Genomic DNA, 18069 nt, shown 5'->3' with positions numbered 1-18069 from the left:
TGAGGGTCAGTCTGGCTGACCGGAGAGCAAATTTAATTGCCGGGCCTTGCTGGATAACGCCTCATCACTATCGGCAAAACGCAGGGCTATGGTCTGAAATTCCTGCTGCTGCTGCAGGAAGGCGTCGACAATATCCGGGTCAAAATGGCTGCCCCGGCCTTCTTGAATGATGGCTACCGCCTTGGCATGAGGCATCGCCTCTTTGTAGACGCGGCGGCTGATGAGCGCATCATAAACATCGGCCAGCGCCATCAACCGGGCCGATATGGGGATCGCCTCACCACGGGCCCCAGTGGGGTAACCACTGCCATCCCACTTCTCCTGATGGTAATAGGCAATCTCCTTGGCCAGATGCAAAAAGGCCACCGGCATGCCTAGCTGTTTTTCCGCATGTTCTATGGCATCTCGCCCCAACGTGGTGTGGGACTTCATCAACTCAAACTCCTCAGGTGTGAAACGACCGGGCTTAAGCAGAATACGGTCCGGGATACCGACCTTACCGATATCATGCAGAGGGGCTGATTTGAACAGTAGCTCTATGGTGGTCGCCGTCAGATAGTCACAGAAGCGGGGATGATCCTGAAGCTGCTCGGCCAGAACCTTGACATAGTATTGGGTGCGACGAATATGGTTGCCAGTGTCTGAGTCCCGAGTTTCCGCGAGCGACGCCATGGCCAGTATGGTCACGCTCTGTATTGCCGAGACCTCCTGGGTTCGCCGCACCACTTCGGCCTCAAGGTAGGCGTTCTGATCCCGCAAAAAATCGGCGGCTGCCTTATTCTCTAGTTGGGTCTTAACCCGCGCCAACACCACAGGGGGCGAGATGGGCTTAGTGATGTAGTCGGCGGCCCCCAACTCCAGCCCCTTCTTCTCATCCTGCGCCTCACTCATGGCCGTCAGGAAGATGACCGGGATATCCCGCGTCGCCGGATTGGCTTTGAGCTGCTGGATCACCTCATAACCAGACAAGCCAGGCATCATGATATCGAGCAGGATCAGATCGGGTTTCCCCTCCCCTTGCAGATATTTGAGTGCCTTCTCACCACTGTTGGCCACCCGGACCAGGTAGCTATCCTTGAGCAGTGCCGACATCAAGGTCAGGTTATCTGGGGTATCATCCACCACCAAGATGGCGGGTTTGGCGGGTAACGCATGAACATCCTGCATACTCAGCTTCCTTCCTATACTCTTTATTGTCCTGTGAGCCGCCGCATCCTACGTTGCCTGCCAGCCCCTGCTCCTCATTCCAGAATAGGCCTTTCATCCGCCATGTGCGATGCCATTTGCGTCACTGAGGCTGCAAAGTGCCGACCCACCAATAAACAAAAAGGCCTGCATCGCTGCAGGCCTTTGACATGAGAGTAACGACTAGCCTCAGAGGCTGGCCAGCACCCGAGCATGCAGCTCTTGTACTGAGCTGACATTGGCAGTTTCATCCACCGGCATCGCCATGCAGCAGGCAAAGGCGGCATTCAACGTCGTGGTGTAGGAAACCTTATGCTGTAGGGCCCCACGGCGCAGTTGCTTGGAGTCCTGGATCGCCTGACGCCCTTCGGCGGTATTGACGATATAGGTGTACTCGCCGCTCTTGATGCGATCCAGAATATGTGGCCGCCCTTCATGCACCTTGTTCACCAGACGCGGATTGATGCTGGCTTCACCCAGGATCACCGCCGTACCGTGAGTGGCATCCAGCTCGAAACCGGCTTCAATCAGCTTGGAAGCCAGATCGACCACCCGTTGCTTATCACCGTTGCGCACCGAGAGCAGCACACGACCGGAGCGCGGGATGGCGCTGCTGGCACCCAACTGCGCCTTGGCATAAGCCTCGGCGAAGGTGTCACCCACGCCCATGACTTCACCGGTAGAGCGCATTTCTGGGCCAAGCAGCGGATCGACACCCGGGAACTTGTTAAACGGCAGCACCACTTCCTTCACTGAGTAGAAGGGCGGGATGATCTCCTTGGTGAAGCCCTGCTGAGCCAAAGATTGACCGGCCATCACCCGGGCGGCAATCTTGGCCAACGGCGCACCAGTCGCCTTGGAGACAAACGGCACGGTACGGGCGGCACGGGGGTTCACTTCGATGAGGTAGATTTCGTCATCCTTGATGGCGAACTGCACGTTCATCAGACCGATAACCCCCAGCTCCATGGCCAGCTTGCGTACCTGCTCGCGGATGCGATCCTGTACATCAGCAGACAGGGTATAGGGCGGCAGAGAGCAACCTGAGTCACCGGAGTGAATACCACACTGTTCGATATGCTCCATGATGCCGCCGATCACCACCTGTTCACCGTCACAGATAGCGTCCACGTCCACTTCTATCGCATTATCCAGGAAGCGATCCAGCAATACCGGTGATTCATTGGAAACGCTCACCGCCTCGTTGAAGTAACGGCGCAGATCCTGCTCGTCATAGACGATTTCCATGGCACGGCCACCCAACACATAGGAGGGACGAACCACCAGCGGATAGGTGATCTTGGCCGCCAGTTGCACCGCCTGCTCGATGGCCGTCACAGTAGCGTTTTCCGGCTGCTTGAGACCCAGACGCTCAACGGCATGCTGGAAGCGCTCACGGTCTTCGGCACGGTCGATGGCATCCGGGCTGGTGCCGATAATCGGCACGCCAGCTGCTTCCAGCGCACGGGAGAGCTTGAGTGGCGTCTGACCACCGTATTGCACTATCACGCCCTTGGGCTGTTCGACGCGGACAATTTCCAACACATCTTCCAGCGTTACCGGCTCGAAGTAGAGACGATCGGACGTGTCGTAGTCGGTAGAAACGGTTTCCGGGTTACAGTTGACCATGATGGTCTCGTAACCATCTTCGCGCAGCGCCAGCGCGGCATGCACGCAGCAATAGTCAAACTCGATACCCTGACCAATCCGGTTCGGCCCCCCGCCCAGTACCATGATCTTGTCACGGCCAGTGGGGGCAGCTTCGCACTCCTCGTCATAGGTGGAGTACATGTAAGCTGTGTTGGTAGCAAACTCGGCGGCACAGGTATCCACCCGCTTGTAGACCGGCAGAATATCGTGCTTGTGACGGAACTTGCGCACTTCACTCTCAGCCACACCCAGCAGTTTGCTCAGGCGCGCATCGGCAAAGCCCTTGCGCTTGAGGGCGCGCAGGAATTCTGGCGTCAGGTTGGCCATGCCGCCTTCCTTGACCTGCTCTTCGAGCTTGACGATCTCTTCAATCTGCACCAGGAACCAGGGGTCAATCATGGTCAGCTTGAAGATGCCTTCGACAGAGAGGCCAGCGCGGAACGCATCGGCTATGTACCAAATCCGATCGGCACCGGCATTTTGCAGCTCGTGGCTGATGCGGGAGAAACTGGCCGGATCCTTGACATCCACCATGGGGTCGAAACCGGTCTGGCCGGTTTCCAGACCACGCAGGGCCTTGTGCAGGGATTCCTGGAAGTTACGACCTATGGCCATGACCTCACCGACTGACTTCATCTGGGTCGTCAGGCGGTCATTGGCACCGGCAAACTTCTCGAAATTAAAACGCGGCACCTTGGTGACCACGTAGTCGATAGAGGGTTCGAACGATGCGGGTGTTTTGCCACCCGTGATATCGTTCATCAGCTCGTCCAGGGTGTAACCGATAGCCAGCTTGGCCGCCACCTTGGCGATGGGGAAACCGGTTGCCTTGGAGGCCAGCGCTGAGGAGCGGGAGACGCGCGGGTTCATCTCGATGATGACCATGCGGCCATCCTTCGGGTTGATACCGAACTGGACGTTAGAGCCGCCAGTTTCCACGCCGATCTCACGCAGTACCGCCATAGAGGCGTTACGCATCAACTGGTACTCTTTGTCCGTCAGGGTCTGAGCCGGAGCCACAGTGATGGAGTCACCGGTATGGATCCCCATGGGGTCAAAGTTTTCGATGGAGCAGACTATGATGCAGTTATCGTTACGATCCCGCACCACTTCCATCTCATACTCTTTCCAGCCAATCAGGGATTCGTCGATCAGCAGCTCTTTGGTCGGAGATAAGTCCAGACCACGCTCGCAGATTTCGACAAACTCCTCCGGATTGTAGGCGATACCGCCACCAGAGCCACCCATGGTAAAGGAGGGGCGGATGATGCAGGGGAAGCCAACCATCTGCTGAACACCCCAGGCCTCTTCCATATTATGGGCGATACCGGCACGGGGACACTCCAGACCTATGCTGCGCATGGCCACATCGAATCGGCGACGATCTTCAGCCTTGTCGATGGCATCGGCAGTCGCGCCAATCATCTGGACCCCAAACTCGGCCAGTACGCCGTGGCGCTCCAGATCCAGGGCACAGTTCAATGCGGTCTGGCCACCCATGGTGGGCAGCACCGCATCTGGACGCTCTTTTTCGATGATTTTGCGCACCACTTCCCAGGTGATAGGCTCGATGTAAGTAGCATCGGCCATCTCAGGGTCGGTCATTATGGTGGCCGGATTGGAGTTCACCAGGATGACGCGATACCCCTCTTCACGCAGGGCTTTACAGGCTTGGGCGCCGGAGTAGTCAAATTCGCAAGCCTGACCGATAACAATTGGGCCTGCGCCCAGGATCAGGATGCTTTTAAGATCTGTACGTTTTGGCATGACTCTACCCTACTCCTTATGCGCGGTACGTCTTGATGAGCTCGATGAAATGATCAAACAGCGGTGCAGCATCATGGGGCCCCGGGCTCGCCTCAGGGTGACCCTGGAAGCTGAAGGCCGGCTTGTCAGTGCGATGGATACCTTGCAAGGAACCATCAAACAGTGACTTGTGGGTGGCCCGCAGGGTAGCTGGCAGCGTGGCTTCATCGACCGCAAAACCGTGGTTTTGGCTGGTGATCATCACCACGTTATTATCCAGATCCTTGACCGGGTGATTACCACCGTGGTGACCAAACTTCATCTTGATGGTCTTGGCACCGGAGGCCAGACCCAGCAACTGGTGACCCAGACAGATACCAAATACCGGTATCTCGGTCTTGAGGAATTCTTGAATGGCGGCGATGGCGTAATCACAAGGCGCCGGATCGCCAGGACCATTGGAGAGGAAGATCCCGTCCGGGTTCATGGCCAACACCTCTGCGGCGCTGGTCTTGGCCGGTACCACAGTCAAGCGGCAGCCGCGATCGGCCAGCATACGCAGAATGTTGCGCTTGGCGCCAAAGTCATAGGCCACCACATGGAAGGGGTAGCTATCCGGCTTGGTATGACCCAGACCCAGTTTCCAGCTCCCTTCAGTCCATTCGTAGGCTTCGGAGACAGTGACTTCCTTGGCCAGATCCATGCCCTTGAGGCCGGGGAAGGCCTGGGCCTGCTCTAGCGCCTTAGCCACATCCAGATCTTTACCTGTCATGATACAACCGGCCAGCGCGCCCTTCTCCCGCAGGATACGGGTCAACTTACGGGTATCAATATCCGCAATGCCGACCACATTCTGACGCTTGAGATATTCAGAAAGGGTTTCTTGGGAACGGAAGCTGGAAGCAACGAGGGGGAGATCACGAATGATAAGGCCTTGGGCATGAATGCTTGGGGATTCTTCGTCTTCGCTGTTGGTGCCGGTGTTGCCGATGTGAGGATAGGTGAGAGTAACAATTTGGCGAGAATAGGACGGATCGGTGAGGATCTCCTGATATCCCGTCATCGAGGTGTTAAATACCACCTCACCAACGGAACAACCTTCAGCGCCAATTGATACGCCCTTGAATACCGTGCCATCTTCCAACACGAGTAAGGCAGAATGAGTCAAGACGACCTCCAATTTCGTGATTCTTGAGTGATTTTGCCGTCGAAAAGCCGTGAATGCCTGATTTATTACCATCAAGCACCCCATCCCGGGCAAATTGGGCGTATTTTACCTTAATGGTTAAGCTTTTCAACCCCCGAAAAGCACAATCAGAAAAATAATGCCAAATAAATGCATAAATCATCAATAAAGGCATTGATTGTCATAGCTTGAAAATGAGAAAAGCAGAGGAATTGCCAGGTTGTGACAAAAAACAGATGAAAATCAAAAAAAAAGAAAGACTCATTATGTTGACGCTGTTTTTTAACGCTTTATTTAAATAAGATACCAAATAAACAAGGCATAAAAATCCAATTCATCCACAATGGATATGTAAAAACGAAAATTAACCCATCAATGCATAAATATACATAACACATCCACTTCTATAGCCGTTCTCCTCACCCGAACCACAGCCAGCCGACCTCAGCCAAAAAAAACCGCCTGACGGCGGTTTTCAAGGTTATTTCAATTGCAATACATCCTGCATATCGTACAAACCGGCAGGTTGCTCGGCCAACCAAACCGCGGCGCGCACCGCACCATTGGCAAAAGTCAGACGGCTGGATGCCTTGTGGGTGATCTCCACCCGCTCACCGATATCGGCAAACATGACGGTGTGCTCCCCGACCAGATCCCCGGCCCGTATAGTGGCAAAGCCTATGGTGTTGCGATCCCGCTCACCTGTGATCCCTTCACGTCCATAGACGGCACACTGCTTCAGGTCGCGACCCAGCGTCTTGGCCACCACTTCCCCCATGGAGAGCGCCGTACCCGATGGCGCATCGACCTTGTGTCTGTGGTGTCCCTCGATGATTTCGATGTCGGTGTAATCACCCATCACCTTGGCGGCCTGCTCCAGCAACTTGAAGACCAGATTCACCCCAACGCTGTAGTTGGAGGCAAACACCACCCCCATCTGCTCGGCAGCCTGGTTGATGGCATGTTTACCCTCATCGGTAAAGCCTGTGGTGCCAATGACAATCTGCTTGCCATGCTCACGGGCAAACGCCAGGTGGGCCAGCGTGGCCTCAGGACGGGTAAAATCGATGATGAGATCAAACTCGTCTTTGACCTTGGCCAGATCATCTGTGATGGCCACCCCCAAAGCACTCAAGCCATTGAGCTCACCCACATCCAAGCCTAGAACCACTGACCCCGGACGTTCCAACGCCGCCGTCAGACGGGCAGCCGGATTAAGAGTGATGGCCTCGACCAAGACCTTACCCATGCGACCATTGCACCCCACCAGGGCAATGCGGACCTGATTATCCATATCCATCCTCATCAATTCGTTATCAATTTAGCACTCAAGAGTTCACTGGCAGTGTAACCAGAGCGCCGTATGTTTGAAAACCAACCCGTTGAACTGCACCAATAAAAAAGGCCGGAATCATCCGGCCTGTTTTCAGCGGCTATCAGACGATATCCAGCAGCTCAACTTCAAATACCAGCGTAGAGAAAGGCGGGATGGAGCCGGCACCGCGGTCGCCATAAGCCAAGTGATGCGGAATAGTCAGCTTCCACTTGGAGCCAACGGTCATCAACTGCAACGCCTCAACCCAACCGGCGATCACGCCAGTCACCGGGAACTCAGCCGGTTGACCACGCTTGACCGAGCTATCAAATACGCGACCATCCGGGAAGGTACCGTGATAGTGCACACGAACCTTGTCGCTCTTGGCTGGCTTGGCGCCGGAACCTGCGGTCAGCACTTCAAATTGCAGGCCTGAGTCTGTGGTGGTCACTTCATCACGAGCCGCATTACTGGCCAGGAAAGCTTCACCTTCTGAGCGTGCGGCGGCAGAGAGCTCTAGCTCGGCGGCTTCCAGCTTGGCGGTGATCTCTTCAAACGCCAGACCAATAGCTTCGTGGCTTACGGCAAACTCATTGCCCAGCACCGCATCTTCGAGACCTTGTTTCACCGCAGCCAGATCCAGGCCTTCGAAAGATTGTTGGGCCAGTTGGTCACCAATCTGACGACCGATACCGTAACTGGCTTTTTGTTCTGTAGTGTTAAATTGGCTCATGGATACTCCAGTAAATAGGGCCCAACCATAGGGACTAAAAATAGGGACTAAAAAATGATGCAAAGGCCGGGCATGATAGCAGATTTCTCGTCACCGCCCACCCCCGATAGCCGCTTTGCGCCCCGACCTGCACCAAGATGAGAACGCTCGGGCGCCAACCGGACTAGAGGGCACGCACCATGCGCCGCTGCAGATAGATGGCTCGTCCCGACCCTTTACTCTGCTGCTGGCCATCGTAATAAAACCCCTGGCTGAGATAAAAACGCTCTGCCAGCACGTTATTGGCCAACACCCAGAGGCCAACTCTGCGCTGCCCCTCATGACGCATATCGCCCATGGCCTGCCTGAGCAGCGCCGAGCCAATGCCCTGGCGCCAGAAGAAAGGATGCAAGTACAAGGAACGTAGTTGCGCCTCAAGCGCCGCTCCGGCCAACCAGTAGACAAACCCCACCAGGGCGCCTGACTGTTCGGCCAGCAGGGTGTGGCAGGGGTGCTCCTGCAACCGCTGTTGCCATAACGCCACCCGCTCGCCCTCGCTACGCAGGGGAAAATCCCCAGACAGCAAAGTCTTGTAGGCCTGACTCCAGCTCTCGTGCTGCACCCGCGCTATTTCCTCAGCATCGGCAACCAGAGCAGGTCGCAGTGTCAACTCTGGCATTGAGGCTTACGCCCCATAGCGCGCGCCTTCTCATACAGCGGCATGACGGTAGGTAACTGAGACTGAATTTCCGAGATACGGCTCTGACCCGAGGGGTGCGTCGAGAGGAACTCCGGTGTCTGTTTCCCCTTACTGGCCGCCCCCATGTTCTGCCACAGCGGTATCGCCTGAGCGGGATCAAATCCGGCTGATGCCATCAACTGCAAACCGAGCACATCCGCTTCCGACTCCTGGACCCGACCATAGGGCAACAGCACCCCGACCTGAGCCCCCAGCCCCAGCGCAGCCATGGCCGGTTGCCGAACCGAAGAGTCAGCCAATGCCATATCTGCCGCAGACAACCCCAAATTAGTGAGCTGAGACTGAGAGAGGCGTTCGTTGGAGTGGCGAGCCAGCACATGGGAAACTTCATGTCCCAACACGGCGGCCAGTTGATTTTGATCTTTCACCGCCTTGAACAAGCCGGTGTAGACGCCAATGCGCCCACCCGGCAGGGCAAAGGCGTTGATCTGATCAGATTCAAAAAGCACTACTTGCCACTGGGCCGTACTGTTTTGATAGGAGGCGGGGATTTCGCGCACCACGGCGTCGGCGACGCACTGCACGTAACGGGTCAGCTTCTTGTTGCTGGAGATCTTCTCCTCTTTTTTCATTTGCTCAAACGAAGCAAGCCCCAACTGAGCTACTTCGCCATCACCAAACAGGATCAGCTGTTGACGCCCGGTCGGTGAGGTGGCACAAGCCACCAGCAGTGCGGCTGTCGCCCCTGCCAAAAACCACTTTTTCATCTCTTTCTACTCCCCTGATCCAGTGGCCAGATAGTAATCCAGGCCAGATGAAGAAAAAACAAAAACTAGCCCAGCGGCCACAGCCGCTACACGCCGTTGCCCCCGACCAGATAGCGTGCGAACGCGCCAATAAAAAATGCCAGTCAGCTTGCACTGACTGGCATCGATTGACAACTATTCCCCGCTCGGCAGCATGGCTACTTCACACTGATACTGGCCAGCTTGTCAAAGTAGTCCGGGAAGGTCTTGGAGGTACAATCCGGATCATTGATAGTCACCGGCGTGTTGCTCAGGGCTACCAGTGAGAAACACATGGCGATGCGGTGATCGTTATAGGTATCGATGGCCGCATGTTGCAACTGGGCAGGCGGTGTGACTTCGATGAAGTCTTCACCCTCGACCACCTCGGCACCCAGCTTACGCAGCTCGGTAGCCATGGCCGTGAGACGATCCGTCTCCTTGACCCGCCAGTTGTAGATGTTGCGGATCGCCGTCTTACCCTTGGCAAACAGCGCCGTGGTCGCAATGGTCATGGCCGCATCCGGAATATGGTTCATATCCAGATCGATCCCTTGCAGCTCACCCTGTTCGGCTTCGATGAAGTCGTCACCCCAGGTGATCTTGCCGCCCATCTTTTCCAGCACATCGGCAAAGCGGATGTCGCCCTGAATGCTGTGCTTACCAATACCGGTAACACGCACTCGTCCCTTGATCACGCCAGCCGCCAGGAAATAGGAGGCTGAAGAGGCATCCCCTTCCACCAGAAAATCGCCTGGAGCCAGATACTGTTGATTACCGCGAATGTAGAAGGTCTGATAGTTGTCATGCTCTACCACCACCCCAAACTGCTGCATGATGTGCAGTGTGATGTCGATGTAGGGCTTGGAGACCAGCTCACCCTTGATCTTGATGCGAGTATCACCCGCAGCCAGAGGCGCAGCCATCAAAAAAGCGGTCAGGAACTGGCTGGAAACGGAGCCATCAATATGCACCTCGCCCCCCCACAGCCCCTTGCCATCAATGGTCAGGGGCGGATAACCATCCCGCTTGAGGTAATGGATCTGGGCACCCGCCTCGCGCAGGGCATCAACCAGATGGCCGATGGGGCGCTCTTCCATCCGCGGCTCACCCGTCAAGGTAAACTCACCGTTACCGAGGCACAGCGCAGCACACAAGGGGCGCATGGCAGTCCCGGCATTACCTAAAAATAGCTGCAGCGGTTCGCTGGCCGAAAAGGGACGGCCCAGGCCATGCACCAGGCATTCGGTCTTGTCGGCCGAGAGCTGGTATTTAACGCCCAATAATTTCAGTGCCGCCAGCATGTGACGAATATCATCGCTGTCGAGCAGATTGGTCAGACGGGTGGTACCTTTGGCTAGGGCAGCCAGCAGCAGTGCTCGGTTGGAGACGCTCTTTGAGCCTGGCAGATTGACTGTGCCTTCAACCCGGGTGATGGGTTCCAGTGTCAGGGTCTTCATAACTTCCTGTTCTCTTACAACTATGGACATATTGCAGTCGTGAGAAAGTAACAGGCGAATCGCAACAGGGCAAGGTAAAAGGCATGTTGGCGCAGGCCAGAGCGAGCCAACCCAGGCTAAGTTAACCTCATCGCTAGGCTGGCAGCAGGGTTGGGTCCTGACCCTTATTATCCTGCTCTTTGCTGTCATGTCCCTTGTCGCTGCTCTTGTGCATCAAGGGCTCAATGACCAACTTATTGTCGCGGCATATCAGCACGCTGGGGCCATATTGCCGACTGCTGCTACCGGTCAGGCCCGCGATTTCGACCTTGACCCCCTCAAACAGGATCTTGAAGACCTCAACCTTAGCCTGCAACAAAAACTGTTCCCGCTCTTCGCGAACCTGAGCCTGCTGCAGCTTCAGCTGATGATACTGCTCATGAAGTTGTGTCTGCATATTCTGCAGTTTGCTCATGAGGGCAGTACGTTTGCTCCCCTCAGGCATCTCGGTAATCTTATGGCCCGCAGCGGATAGCTGATCAAATTGCTGCTGCAACGCCTCCAACTGTTGATGCAACTGCTCTTTCCTGGCGTTGAGCTCAGGAAACTGGCCGCGAATGATGAGCTGAGTCGAACTATCGGCCGAGCCCCCCAGATTGACAGTGCTGATGCTGGTACCGGCCTGGATCACCCCTCCCAAGAGCGAGCCTTTGAGCCCACTGCTATCCGCCACACGCACACTGCCAGCCGTCAGCACATGGCAGTGCAGCAATTGGTTCAGGATCTCGACTCCCGTCGTCGCCTCCAGCGTGGCATATTGCGCAAACTTGGCCAGTATGCTTCCTCCTGCTTTTACTTGGCAGGAGTCGGCATGAGCCGCAGTGGGGTGGCCAATGATACCGTTGGCCACCACCACATCGGCGCCAGCCTCTATGCTGGCCGAGTCCACCACCCCTCCGATCGTCACCGAGCCGTCAGCCTTGACGCGCATTCCTTCACAGACATTGCCCGAAATGATGACGCTGCCAGAGAAGTTGATATGGCCAAAACGGGCATCGACCTGCTTGATGGTCATCACATCATCCACCTGCATTCCTTGCGCGATAAGCAGGGGTAAACCATCTCGATTAGCAATCAGCAGATCGGGATCTTGCGTCGATATATCGACCCCCTTACCCGGATGCAGCGGTAACTCTTTACCGGCCTTGGCAGGAATGACCTCCCCCGTCACCTTATAGCCAGGGATCCCGGCCTCCGGAGGATGGCGCCGCATCAGAGGGGTACCCGCCTTGACGGTGATGAGCTCACCCAGATCCCGCAGATCCACCTGATCCTGACTGCCGGCAATCACTTGCGGCTTGAGTACCCGTTCACTGGCGATCTCCACCAGGCGCTCGAAGCGGCTATCGGCACCATTCTGCGGTGCTAACCCCCGCGCCACCCCCCCTTGGGTCTGGCCCCCAGGAGGCAGCTTGCTCGCCTGATCCAGTAAGGTTTTCATCGCCAGCAGGTCATGGCCCAGCGTGGCGTTGACTTGGCGTAGCGCCGCCTCAATATCACTACGCTCTACCGGCGCCCCCGCATAAGGAGCGGTGATCGTGGCCGAGGCCGACATGTGGTCTTTATCGACCGCCACCTCAACATGCCCGGCAACCCGCTTGGCCACTATGATGACCGAGTGTTGGCCCGGCTCTTGGGGCTGTCCCGGCATGGCACCGGATGCCACCTTGGCCTGCTCACGCACGAGTTTGGTCAGCTTATTGCTCACCTCTACCGCATCCTTGACCCCGGCATCGTTCAGCTGATAGAAGCGATATTCCGAGCGCGCCAATAGCTGCTGGATATGGCTCTCCTCGATGAAATCGCTCTGCGGTGCGACATCGAATAGGACAAATTGGCGATCCGTTGATAGGTAAAGCAGATCCAACGAAAGCATGGGATGCACCTAAATAATGACGACTTACAATTGATAGCAGATCTCGTCTGCAGACCCCATGACCGGAGCGGCAAAGTACAAAATAAAATCGTAGAAATCGGCGCTATGATGAAAAATTCAGGCGGGGCTGATGAGCGGAAGAGGAGTGAAACAGGAGGATCCCCCCTCAGTCGAAATCAAGTGCGCCAGCCTCCCGCGGGAAGGCTGGCGCTCACTTAGGCCAGCACTTTGCGCAGTGCGGTGAAAAAACGGTCGTTCTCGGCCTCGGCACCTATGCTGATGCGCAGATGGTTCGGCATACCGTAACCGGCTATGGGCCGCACTATCACCCCTTCGCGCAGCAAAGCCTGGTAAACCGGTGCCGCTGGCGCCCCCAGATCCACTGTGATGAAGTTACCGCTGGAGGGAATGAAGGCGAGCTCAAGCTCGTCGAAGAAACGCTCATAGCGAGCCATTTCCCGACGATTGAGCTCCACGGCCCGTTGCAGGTACGCCTCGTCATCAAGCGTGGCCTGAGCGGCAACCAGTGCCAGTGAATTGGCATTGAAGGGCTCACGCACTCGATTGAGCACACTCGCCAGCTCAGGTGTGGTAATCGCAAAGCCCAGACGCAACCCCGCCAGGCCATAAGCCTTGGAGAAGGTGCGGGTTACCACCAGATTGGGGAAGCGCTTGACCCAGGCTGCACTATCGGCGCGCAAAGCCGGATCCATGTACTCGTTGTAGGCTTCATCCAGAACAACCAGAATGTGTTGTGGAACCTTGGCAATAAAGGCTTCCAGCTCGTCAGGCGGCAGCACGGTTCCCGTCGGATTATTGGGGTTGGCAATGCAGATGAGCTTGGTCTTGTCAGATACCGCCGCCAGCATGGCCTCCAGATCATGTCCCCATGCCTTGGCGGGCACCACCACAGCATCGGCCCCATGGGCCTGAGTCGCCAGGGCATAGACGATGAAAGAGTACTGGGCGTAGATCACCTCATCACCTGGGCTGACGAAGGTATGAAACAGCAGATCGATCACCTCATTGGAGCCATTGCCCAGCGTGATCCCGGCAGCGTCCAGGCCAAAACGCTGAGCCAGCTTATCCTTGAGGTAGAAACCATTGGCATCGGGATAGCGGGTCAAATCCACCAAGGCCGCCTCAATGGCCACTTTGGCCTTGGGGCTTAACCCCAGAGGATTTTCATTGGAAGCGAGTTTTACACAGTTGCTGATCCCGAGCTCACGCTCCAGCTCTTCGATGGGTTTGCCCGCCTGATAAGGTTGCAGACCCGACACCCCGACATTGGCCAGCGCCAGATAATCCATAATGCACATCTCTTTGCAATATTTAGGGTAAAAAGTGGGCCCCGCAGGGCCCACTCAAGTTACAAAAGGTCGCGTGTCGCTTAGCCGTGTTGCTTGGCAAAGCGCTCCATAAAGCTCACCAGGGCCTTGACCCCTTCCAGCGGCATGGCGTTATACAAACTGGCGCGCATACCACCGACAATGCGGTGTCCCTTCAGGGCCATCAGGTTGGCCACCTTGGCGTCAGCCAGGAAGGCGGCATCCAGGGCGGCATCCTTCAATTGGAAGGGAATGTTCATGCGTGAGCGGCAGTTCAGCGCCACATGATTGCTATAGAAGTCACTGGCATCGATGTAGTCATACAAGAAGGAGGCCTTCTCTATGTTGCGAGCTTCCATGGCTTCCAGACCACCCTGCTGCTTCAACCACTTGAACACCAGACCGGCCAGATACCAGGAGTAGGTAGGCGGCGTGTTGAACATGGAGTCGTTGTCGGCAGTGACCTTGTAATCAAAGATCGCTGGCGTATCTGAACGGGCATGACCGAGCAGATCGTCACGCACCAGCACCACGGCCAGGCCGGAGGGGCCAATGTTCTTCTGAGCACCGGCATAGATGATGCCGTACTTACTCACATCAACCGGACGGGAGAGGATGGTGGAAGACATGTCGGCCACCAACGGAATACCGTTAGTCTCCGGCAGATCAAACATTTCGATCCCTTCGATGGTCTCATTCGGGCAGAAATGCACATAGGCCGCATCGGCACGGAACTGAGGTTTCTCAATCAGGGAGAATCCGCCGTTATCATGCTTCACCACACCTTCGACACCCTGGATGTCACCGAATTTCAAGCCTTCGGTCAGCGCGGCCTTGGACCAGACCCCTGACAGCAGGTAGTCGGCCTTCTTGTTGGCACCACCCAGCAGGTTCTGGGGCACAGCCGCAAACTGGCCACGACCACCACCATGCATGAACAGCACCTTGTAGTTGTCCGGCACCTGCATCAGGTCGCGTAGATCCTGCTCCGCCTGGGCGGCAACCGCCATGTACTCCTTGCCTCGGTGGGACAACTCCATGACGGAGACGCCCAAACCGCCAAAGTCGATGAATTCACGTTGGGCCTGCGCCATCACCTCTTCCGGCAGCATGGCCGGACCTGCACAAAAGTTATAAACCTTGCTCATCTTCTCTTCCGTTGGCTTCCTTGTAACTACCAGCTTTTACACCGAAACCGTGATCCGGCGCAAAAGGTTTTTTAGCTCACTTTGCTCAATCGGGCAGAGCCGGGAGCAAAGTAATGCTTAAACAAAAGGCGGCCCACGGGCCGCCTTCTTAGTGACTAGACACTACTCGTCATCGCCTTGTTCGGCAACCGCCGCATCGTCCAGTGGCGCCTCACTCCCTTCGGGTGCGGCCTCCAGCAAACTCTCATCATCGTCCACTTCAGGCTCGGCAATCCGCTCCAGGCTGACTACCTCTTCGCCTTCCATAGTCCGGATGAGACGGACCCCACCGGTATTGCGACCGATAATGCTCACTTCGCTGACGCGAGTGCGCACCAGGGTTCCGGCATTGGTGATCAGCATGATCTCGTTCTGCTCAGTCACCTGGATAGCGCCGACTACCTTACCATTGCGCTCATCTACCTTGATGGAGATAACACCCTGGGTGCCACGACTACGGGTCGGATACTCGGCCAGAGCCGTCCGCTTACCATAACCGTTGGCGGTGGCGGTGAGGATGGAGCCATCTTCACGCGGCACAATGAGGGAGACCACACGGTCCCCTTTCGCCAGCTTGATGCCGCGCACCCCGGCCGCAGTCCGGCCCATGGGACGCACGCCCTTGCTGTTGGCCTTGGCCTCGCCACCGTCGACAGCATCACTGCCATCGGCACTGTCACCGGCCTCATCCTCTTCGACTATCTCATCGTCGTTTTCACTGTCGGCATCGCTATCCACATCACTGTCGCTGCGACCATAGCCTTCGGCAAAACGTACCACCTTACCGGCATCGGAGAAGAGCATGATCTCGTTGCTGCCATCGGTAATGTCGACGCCGATGAGCTCATCGCCCTCCTTGAGGGTGATGGCACGAATGCCCGAGCTCAAGGGACGGGAGAAGGCCGACAGTTCGGTCTTCTTCACCGTGCCACTGGCGGTGGCGAAGAAGACATACTTGTCACTGTCATACGACTTCACCGGCAGGATGGCGGTGATACGTTCCCCCTCCTCCAGCGGCAACAGGTTAACGATGGGACGACCACGGGCGGCACGGCTCGCCTCCGGCAGGTTATAGACCTTGAGCCAGTAGACCTTACCGCGAGTGGAGAAGCAGAGAATGGTGTCATGTGTATTGGCCACCAGCAGCTGCTCGATAAAGTCCTCTTCCTTCATGCGGGTCGCAGACTTGCCACGACCACCACGACGTTGGGCTTCATAATCAGAGAGCGGCTGGTACTTCACATAGCCTTCATGGGAGAGGGTCACCACCACGTCTTCCGGGGTGATGAGATCTTCCATGTTAATTTCGATGCTGGCCGCCTGAATAACGGAGCGGCGCGCATCGCCAAATTGGGCCTTCACATATTCCAGCTCTTCACGAATGACTTCCATCAGCCGCGCCGGGCTATTGAGAATACGCAACAGCTCGGCGATCTGATTGAGCAGCTCCTGGTATTCATCCAGGATCTTCTCATGTTCCAGACCGGTCAGCTTTTGCAGACGCAGATCCAGAATGGCCTGAGCCTGTTGCTCAGTCAGGAAATATTGACCCTCGCGGATGCCGAACTCCGGCTCCAACCACTCGGGGCGAGCGGCATTGTCACCGGCCCGCTCCAACATGGCGGCGACATTGCCCAGATCCCAGGGCTGAGCCAACAAACCGAGCTTGGCTTCCGCCGGGTTCGATGAGTGACGGATCAGCTCTATGATGGGATCTATGTTAGCCAGGGCAATGGCCAGACCTTCCAAAATATGCGCACGATCCCGGGCCTTGCGGAGTTCAAATACGGTGCGGCGGGTAACCACTTCACGGCGGTGATCGATGAAGGCAGCCAGGATTTCTTTGAGGTTCAGCGTCTTGGGCTGACCATTCACCAATGCCACCATGTTCATGCCGAACACGTTCTGCAACTGGGTATGGGCATAGAGGTTGTTCAACATCACTTCGGTGACTTCGCCGCGACGCAGCTCAATCAGGATCCGCATGCCGTCCTTGTCGGATTCGTCACGCAGGGCCGTGATGCCTTCGATCTTCTTGTCCTTGACCAGCTCGGCAATCTTCTCGATGAGACGCGCCTTGTTCACCGTATAGGGTAACTCGGTGACTATGATGCTCTCTTTGCCGTTTTTCTCATCAACCTCGATGTGGTGCTTGCCACGCACATAGATCTTGCCACGGCCGGTGCGATAGGCGTCTATGATGCCGGAGCGGCCATTGATGATACCGCCCGTCGGAAAATCCGGACCCGGCACATATTGCATCAGCTCATCTATGGTCAACTCACCGTTGTCGATGAGCGCCAAACAGGCATCCACTACCTCGGTCAGATTATGAGGCGGAATATTGGTCGCCATCCCGACGGCGATCCCGGACGAGCCGTTGACCAGCAGGTTGGGGATCTTGGTGGGCATGACAGCCGGGATCATCTCGGTGCCATCGTAGTTAGGCACCCAGTCCACCGTCTCCTTGTCCAAATCGGCCAACAGCTCGTGGGCGATTTTGTCCATCCGGATTTCGGTGTAACGCATGGCCGCAGCGGAGTCACCGTCTACGGAGCCGAAGTTACCCTGGCCATCGACCAGCATGTAACGCATGGAGAAGTCTTGCGCCATGCGGACTATGGTGTCGTAGACGGCACTGTCACCGTGAGGGTGATATTTACCGATCACGTCACCGACCACACGGGCCGACTTTTTATAGGCTTTGTTCCAGTCGTTGCCCAGTTCGTTCATCGCGAACAAGACTCGACGGTGTACAGGCTTTAAACCATCTCGCACGTCCGGTAGCGCTCGCCCCACGATGACGCTCATGGCGTAATCAAGGTAGGAGCTCTTCAACTCTTCTTCGATGTTGATTGGCGTGATTTCTCTGGCCAGCTCACTCATATAACCCAAGGTCC

General features: G+C 56.3%; 12 protein-coding genes. All 12 read right to left on the bottom strand.

Annotated features, from left to right (window positions below):
- Positions 1–6 precede the first annotated feature (6 nt).
- Positions 7–1167 (bottom strand): response regulator, encoded by a 1161-nt coding sequence (locus tag ACZYTD_RS09380; protein ID WP_463891506.1) that lies wholly within the window; start codon positions 1165–1167, stop codon positions 7–9.
- A 207-nt stretch (positions 1168–1374) separates the two neighbouring features.
- Positions 1375–4602: a carbamoyl-phosphate synthase large subunit gene (gene carB, locus ACZYTD_RS09375; RefSeq protein WP_463891505.1), complete on the bottom strand. Its 3228-nt coding sequence runs from the start codon at positions 4600–4602 to the stop codon at positions 1375–1377.
- A 16-nt stretch (positions 4603–4618) separates the two neighbouring features.
- The gene (carA, locus tag ACZYTD_RS09370) at positions 4619–5749 is read right to left on the bottom strand and encodes a glutamine-hydrolyzing carbamoyl-phosphate synthase small subunit (RefSeq protein ID WP_463891504.1); all 1131 of its coding nucleotides are present in this window, start codon (positions 5747–5749) and stop codon (positions 4619–4621) included.
- A gap of 499 nt (positions 5750–6248) precedes the next feature.
- A complete protein-coding gene (dapB, locus tag ACZYTD_RS09365; RefSeq protein WP_463891503.1) occupies positions 6249–7061 on the bottom strand; it encodes a 4-hydroxy-tetrahydrodipicolinate reductase in 813 nt (270 codons plus the stop codon).
- Between the two features lie 142 nt (positions 7062–7203).
- Positions 7204–7815, bottom strand: coding sequence for an FKBP-type peptidyl-prolyl cis-trans isomerase (locus ACZYTD_RS09360; protein ID WP_463891502.1), 612 nt, complete (start codon positions 7813–7815; stop codon positions 7204–7206).
- A 163-nt stretch (positions 7816–7978) separates the two neighbouring features.
- On the bottom strand, positions 7979–8473 hold the full coding sequence (locus ACZYTD_RS09355; RefSeq protein WP_463891500.1) for an N-acetyltransferase family protein: 495 nt from the start codon (positions 8471–8473) through the stop codon (positions 7979–7981).
- The gene (locus ACZYTD_RS09350; protein ID WP_463891499.1) at positions 8461–9261 is read right to left on the bottom strand and encodes a M48 family metallopeptidase; all 801 of its coding nucleotides are present in this window, start codon (positions 9259–9261) and stop codon (positions 8461–8463) included. Before ACZYTD_RS09350 ends, ACZYTD_RS09355 begins: the two co-directional genes overlap by 13 nt.
- Positions 9262–9458: 197 nt before the next feature.
- Positions 9459–10739, bottom strand: coding sequence for a 3-phosphoshikimate 1-carboxyvinyltransferase (gene aroA / locus ACZYTD_RS09345; protein ID WP_463891497.1), 1281 nt, complete (start codon positions 10737–10739; stop codon positions 9459–9461).
- A gap of 133 nt (positions 10740–10872) precedes the next feature.
- Positions 10873–12654, bottom strand: a complete 1782-nt coding sequence (locus tag ACZYTD_RS09340) for a DUF342 domain-containing protein (protein ID WP_463891495.1) — start codon at positions 12652–12654, stop codon at positions 10873–10875.
- 215 nt (positions 12655–12869) lie between these two features.
- A complete protein-coding gene (gene hisC / locus ACZYTD_RS09335) occupies positions 12870–13964 on the bottom strand; it encodes a histidinol-phosphate transaminase (protein ID WP_463891493.1) in 1095 nt (364 codons plus the stop codon).
- 80 nt (positions 13965–14044) lie between these two features.
- Positions 14045–15130, bottom strand: coding sequence for a 3-phosphoserine/phosphohydroxythreonine transaminase (gene serC / locus ACZYTD_RS09330; protein WP_463891492.1), 1086 nt, complete (start codon positions 15128–15130; stop codon positions 14045–14047).
- 162 nt (positions 15131–15292) lie between these two features.
- Positions 15293–18055: a DNA topoisomerase (ATP-hydrolyzing) subunit A gene (gyrA, locus tag ACZYTD_RS09325; protein ID WP_463891491.1), complete on the bottom strand. Its 2763-nt coding sequence runs from the start codon at positions 18053–18055 to the stop codon at positions 15293–15295.
- Positions 18056–18069 lie beyond the last annotated feature (14 nt).

This window comes from Pseudaeromonas sp. HNCC25DJ180 (assembly GCF_055413345.1).
The sequence above is the reverse complement of the archived record's forward strand: the minus strand, read 5'-3'. Positions and strand labels throughout refer to the sequence as shown.

What these genes read in the sequence shown, in the direction of transcription:
- carB (WP_463891505.1), bottom strand. Translation starts at nt 4,602, where the DNA reads ATGCCAAAACGTACAGATCTTAAAAGCATCCTGATCCTGGGCGCAGGC.
- dapB (WP_463891503.1), bottom strand. Translation starts at nt 7,061, where the DNA reads ATGGATAATCAGGTCCGCATTGCCCTGGTGGGGTGCAATGGTCGCATG.
- ACZYTD_RS09380 (WP_463891506.1), bottom strand. Translation starts at nt 1,167, where the DNA reads ATGCAGGATGTTCATGCGTTACCCGCCAAACCCGCCATCTTGGTGGTG.
- ACZYTD_RS09350 (WP_463891499.1), bottom strand. Translation starts at nt 9,261, where the DNA reads ATGAAAAAGTGGTTTTTGGCAGGGGCGACAGCCGCACTGCTGGTGGCT.
- gyrA (WP_463891491.1), bottom strand. Translation starts at nt 18,055, where the DNA reads ATGAGTGAGCTGGCCAGAGAAATCACGCCAATCAACATCGAAGAAGAG.
- ACZYTD_RS09355 (WP_463891500.1), bottom strand. Translation starts at nt 8,473, where the DNA reads ATGCCAGAGTTGACACTGCGACCTGCTCTGGTTGCCGATGCTGAGGAA.
- ACZYTD_RS09340 (WP_463891495.1), bottom strand. Translation starts at nt 12,654, where the DNA reads ATGCTTTCGTTGGATCTGCTTTACCTATCAACGGATCGCCAATTTGTC.
- aroA (WP_463891497.1), bottom strand. Translation starts at nt 10,739, where the DNA reads ATGAAGACCCTGACACTGGAACCCATCACCCGGGTTGAAGGCACAGTC.
- serC (WP_463891492.1), bottom strand. Translation starts at nt 15,130, where the DNA reads ATGAGCAAGGTTTATAACTTTTGTGCAGGTCCGGCCATGCTGCCGGAA.
- hisC (WP_463891493.1), bottom strand. Translation starts at nt 13,964, where the DNA reads ATGGATTATCTGGCGCTGGCCAATGTCGGGGTGTCGGGTCTGCAACCT.
- ACZYTD_RS09360 (WP_463891502.1), bottom strand. Translation starts at nt 7,815, where the DNA reads ATGAGCCAATTTAACACTACAGAACAAAAAGCCAGTTACGGTATCGGT.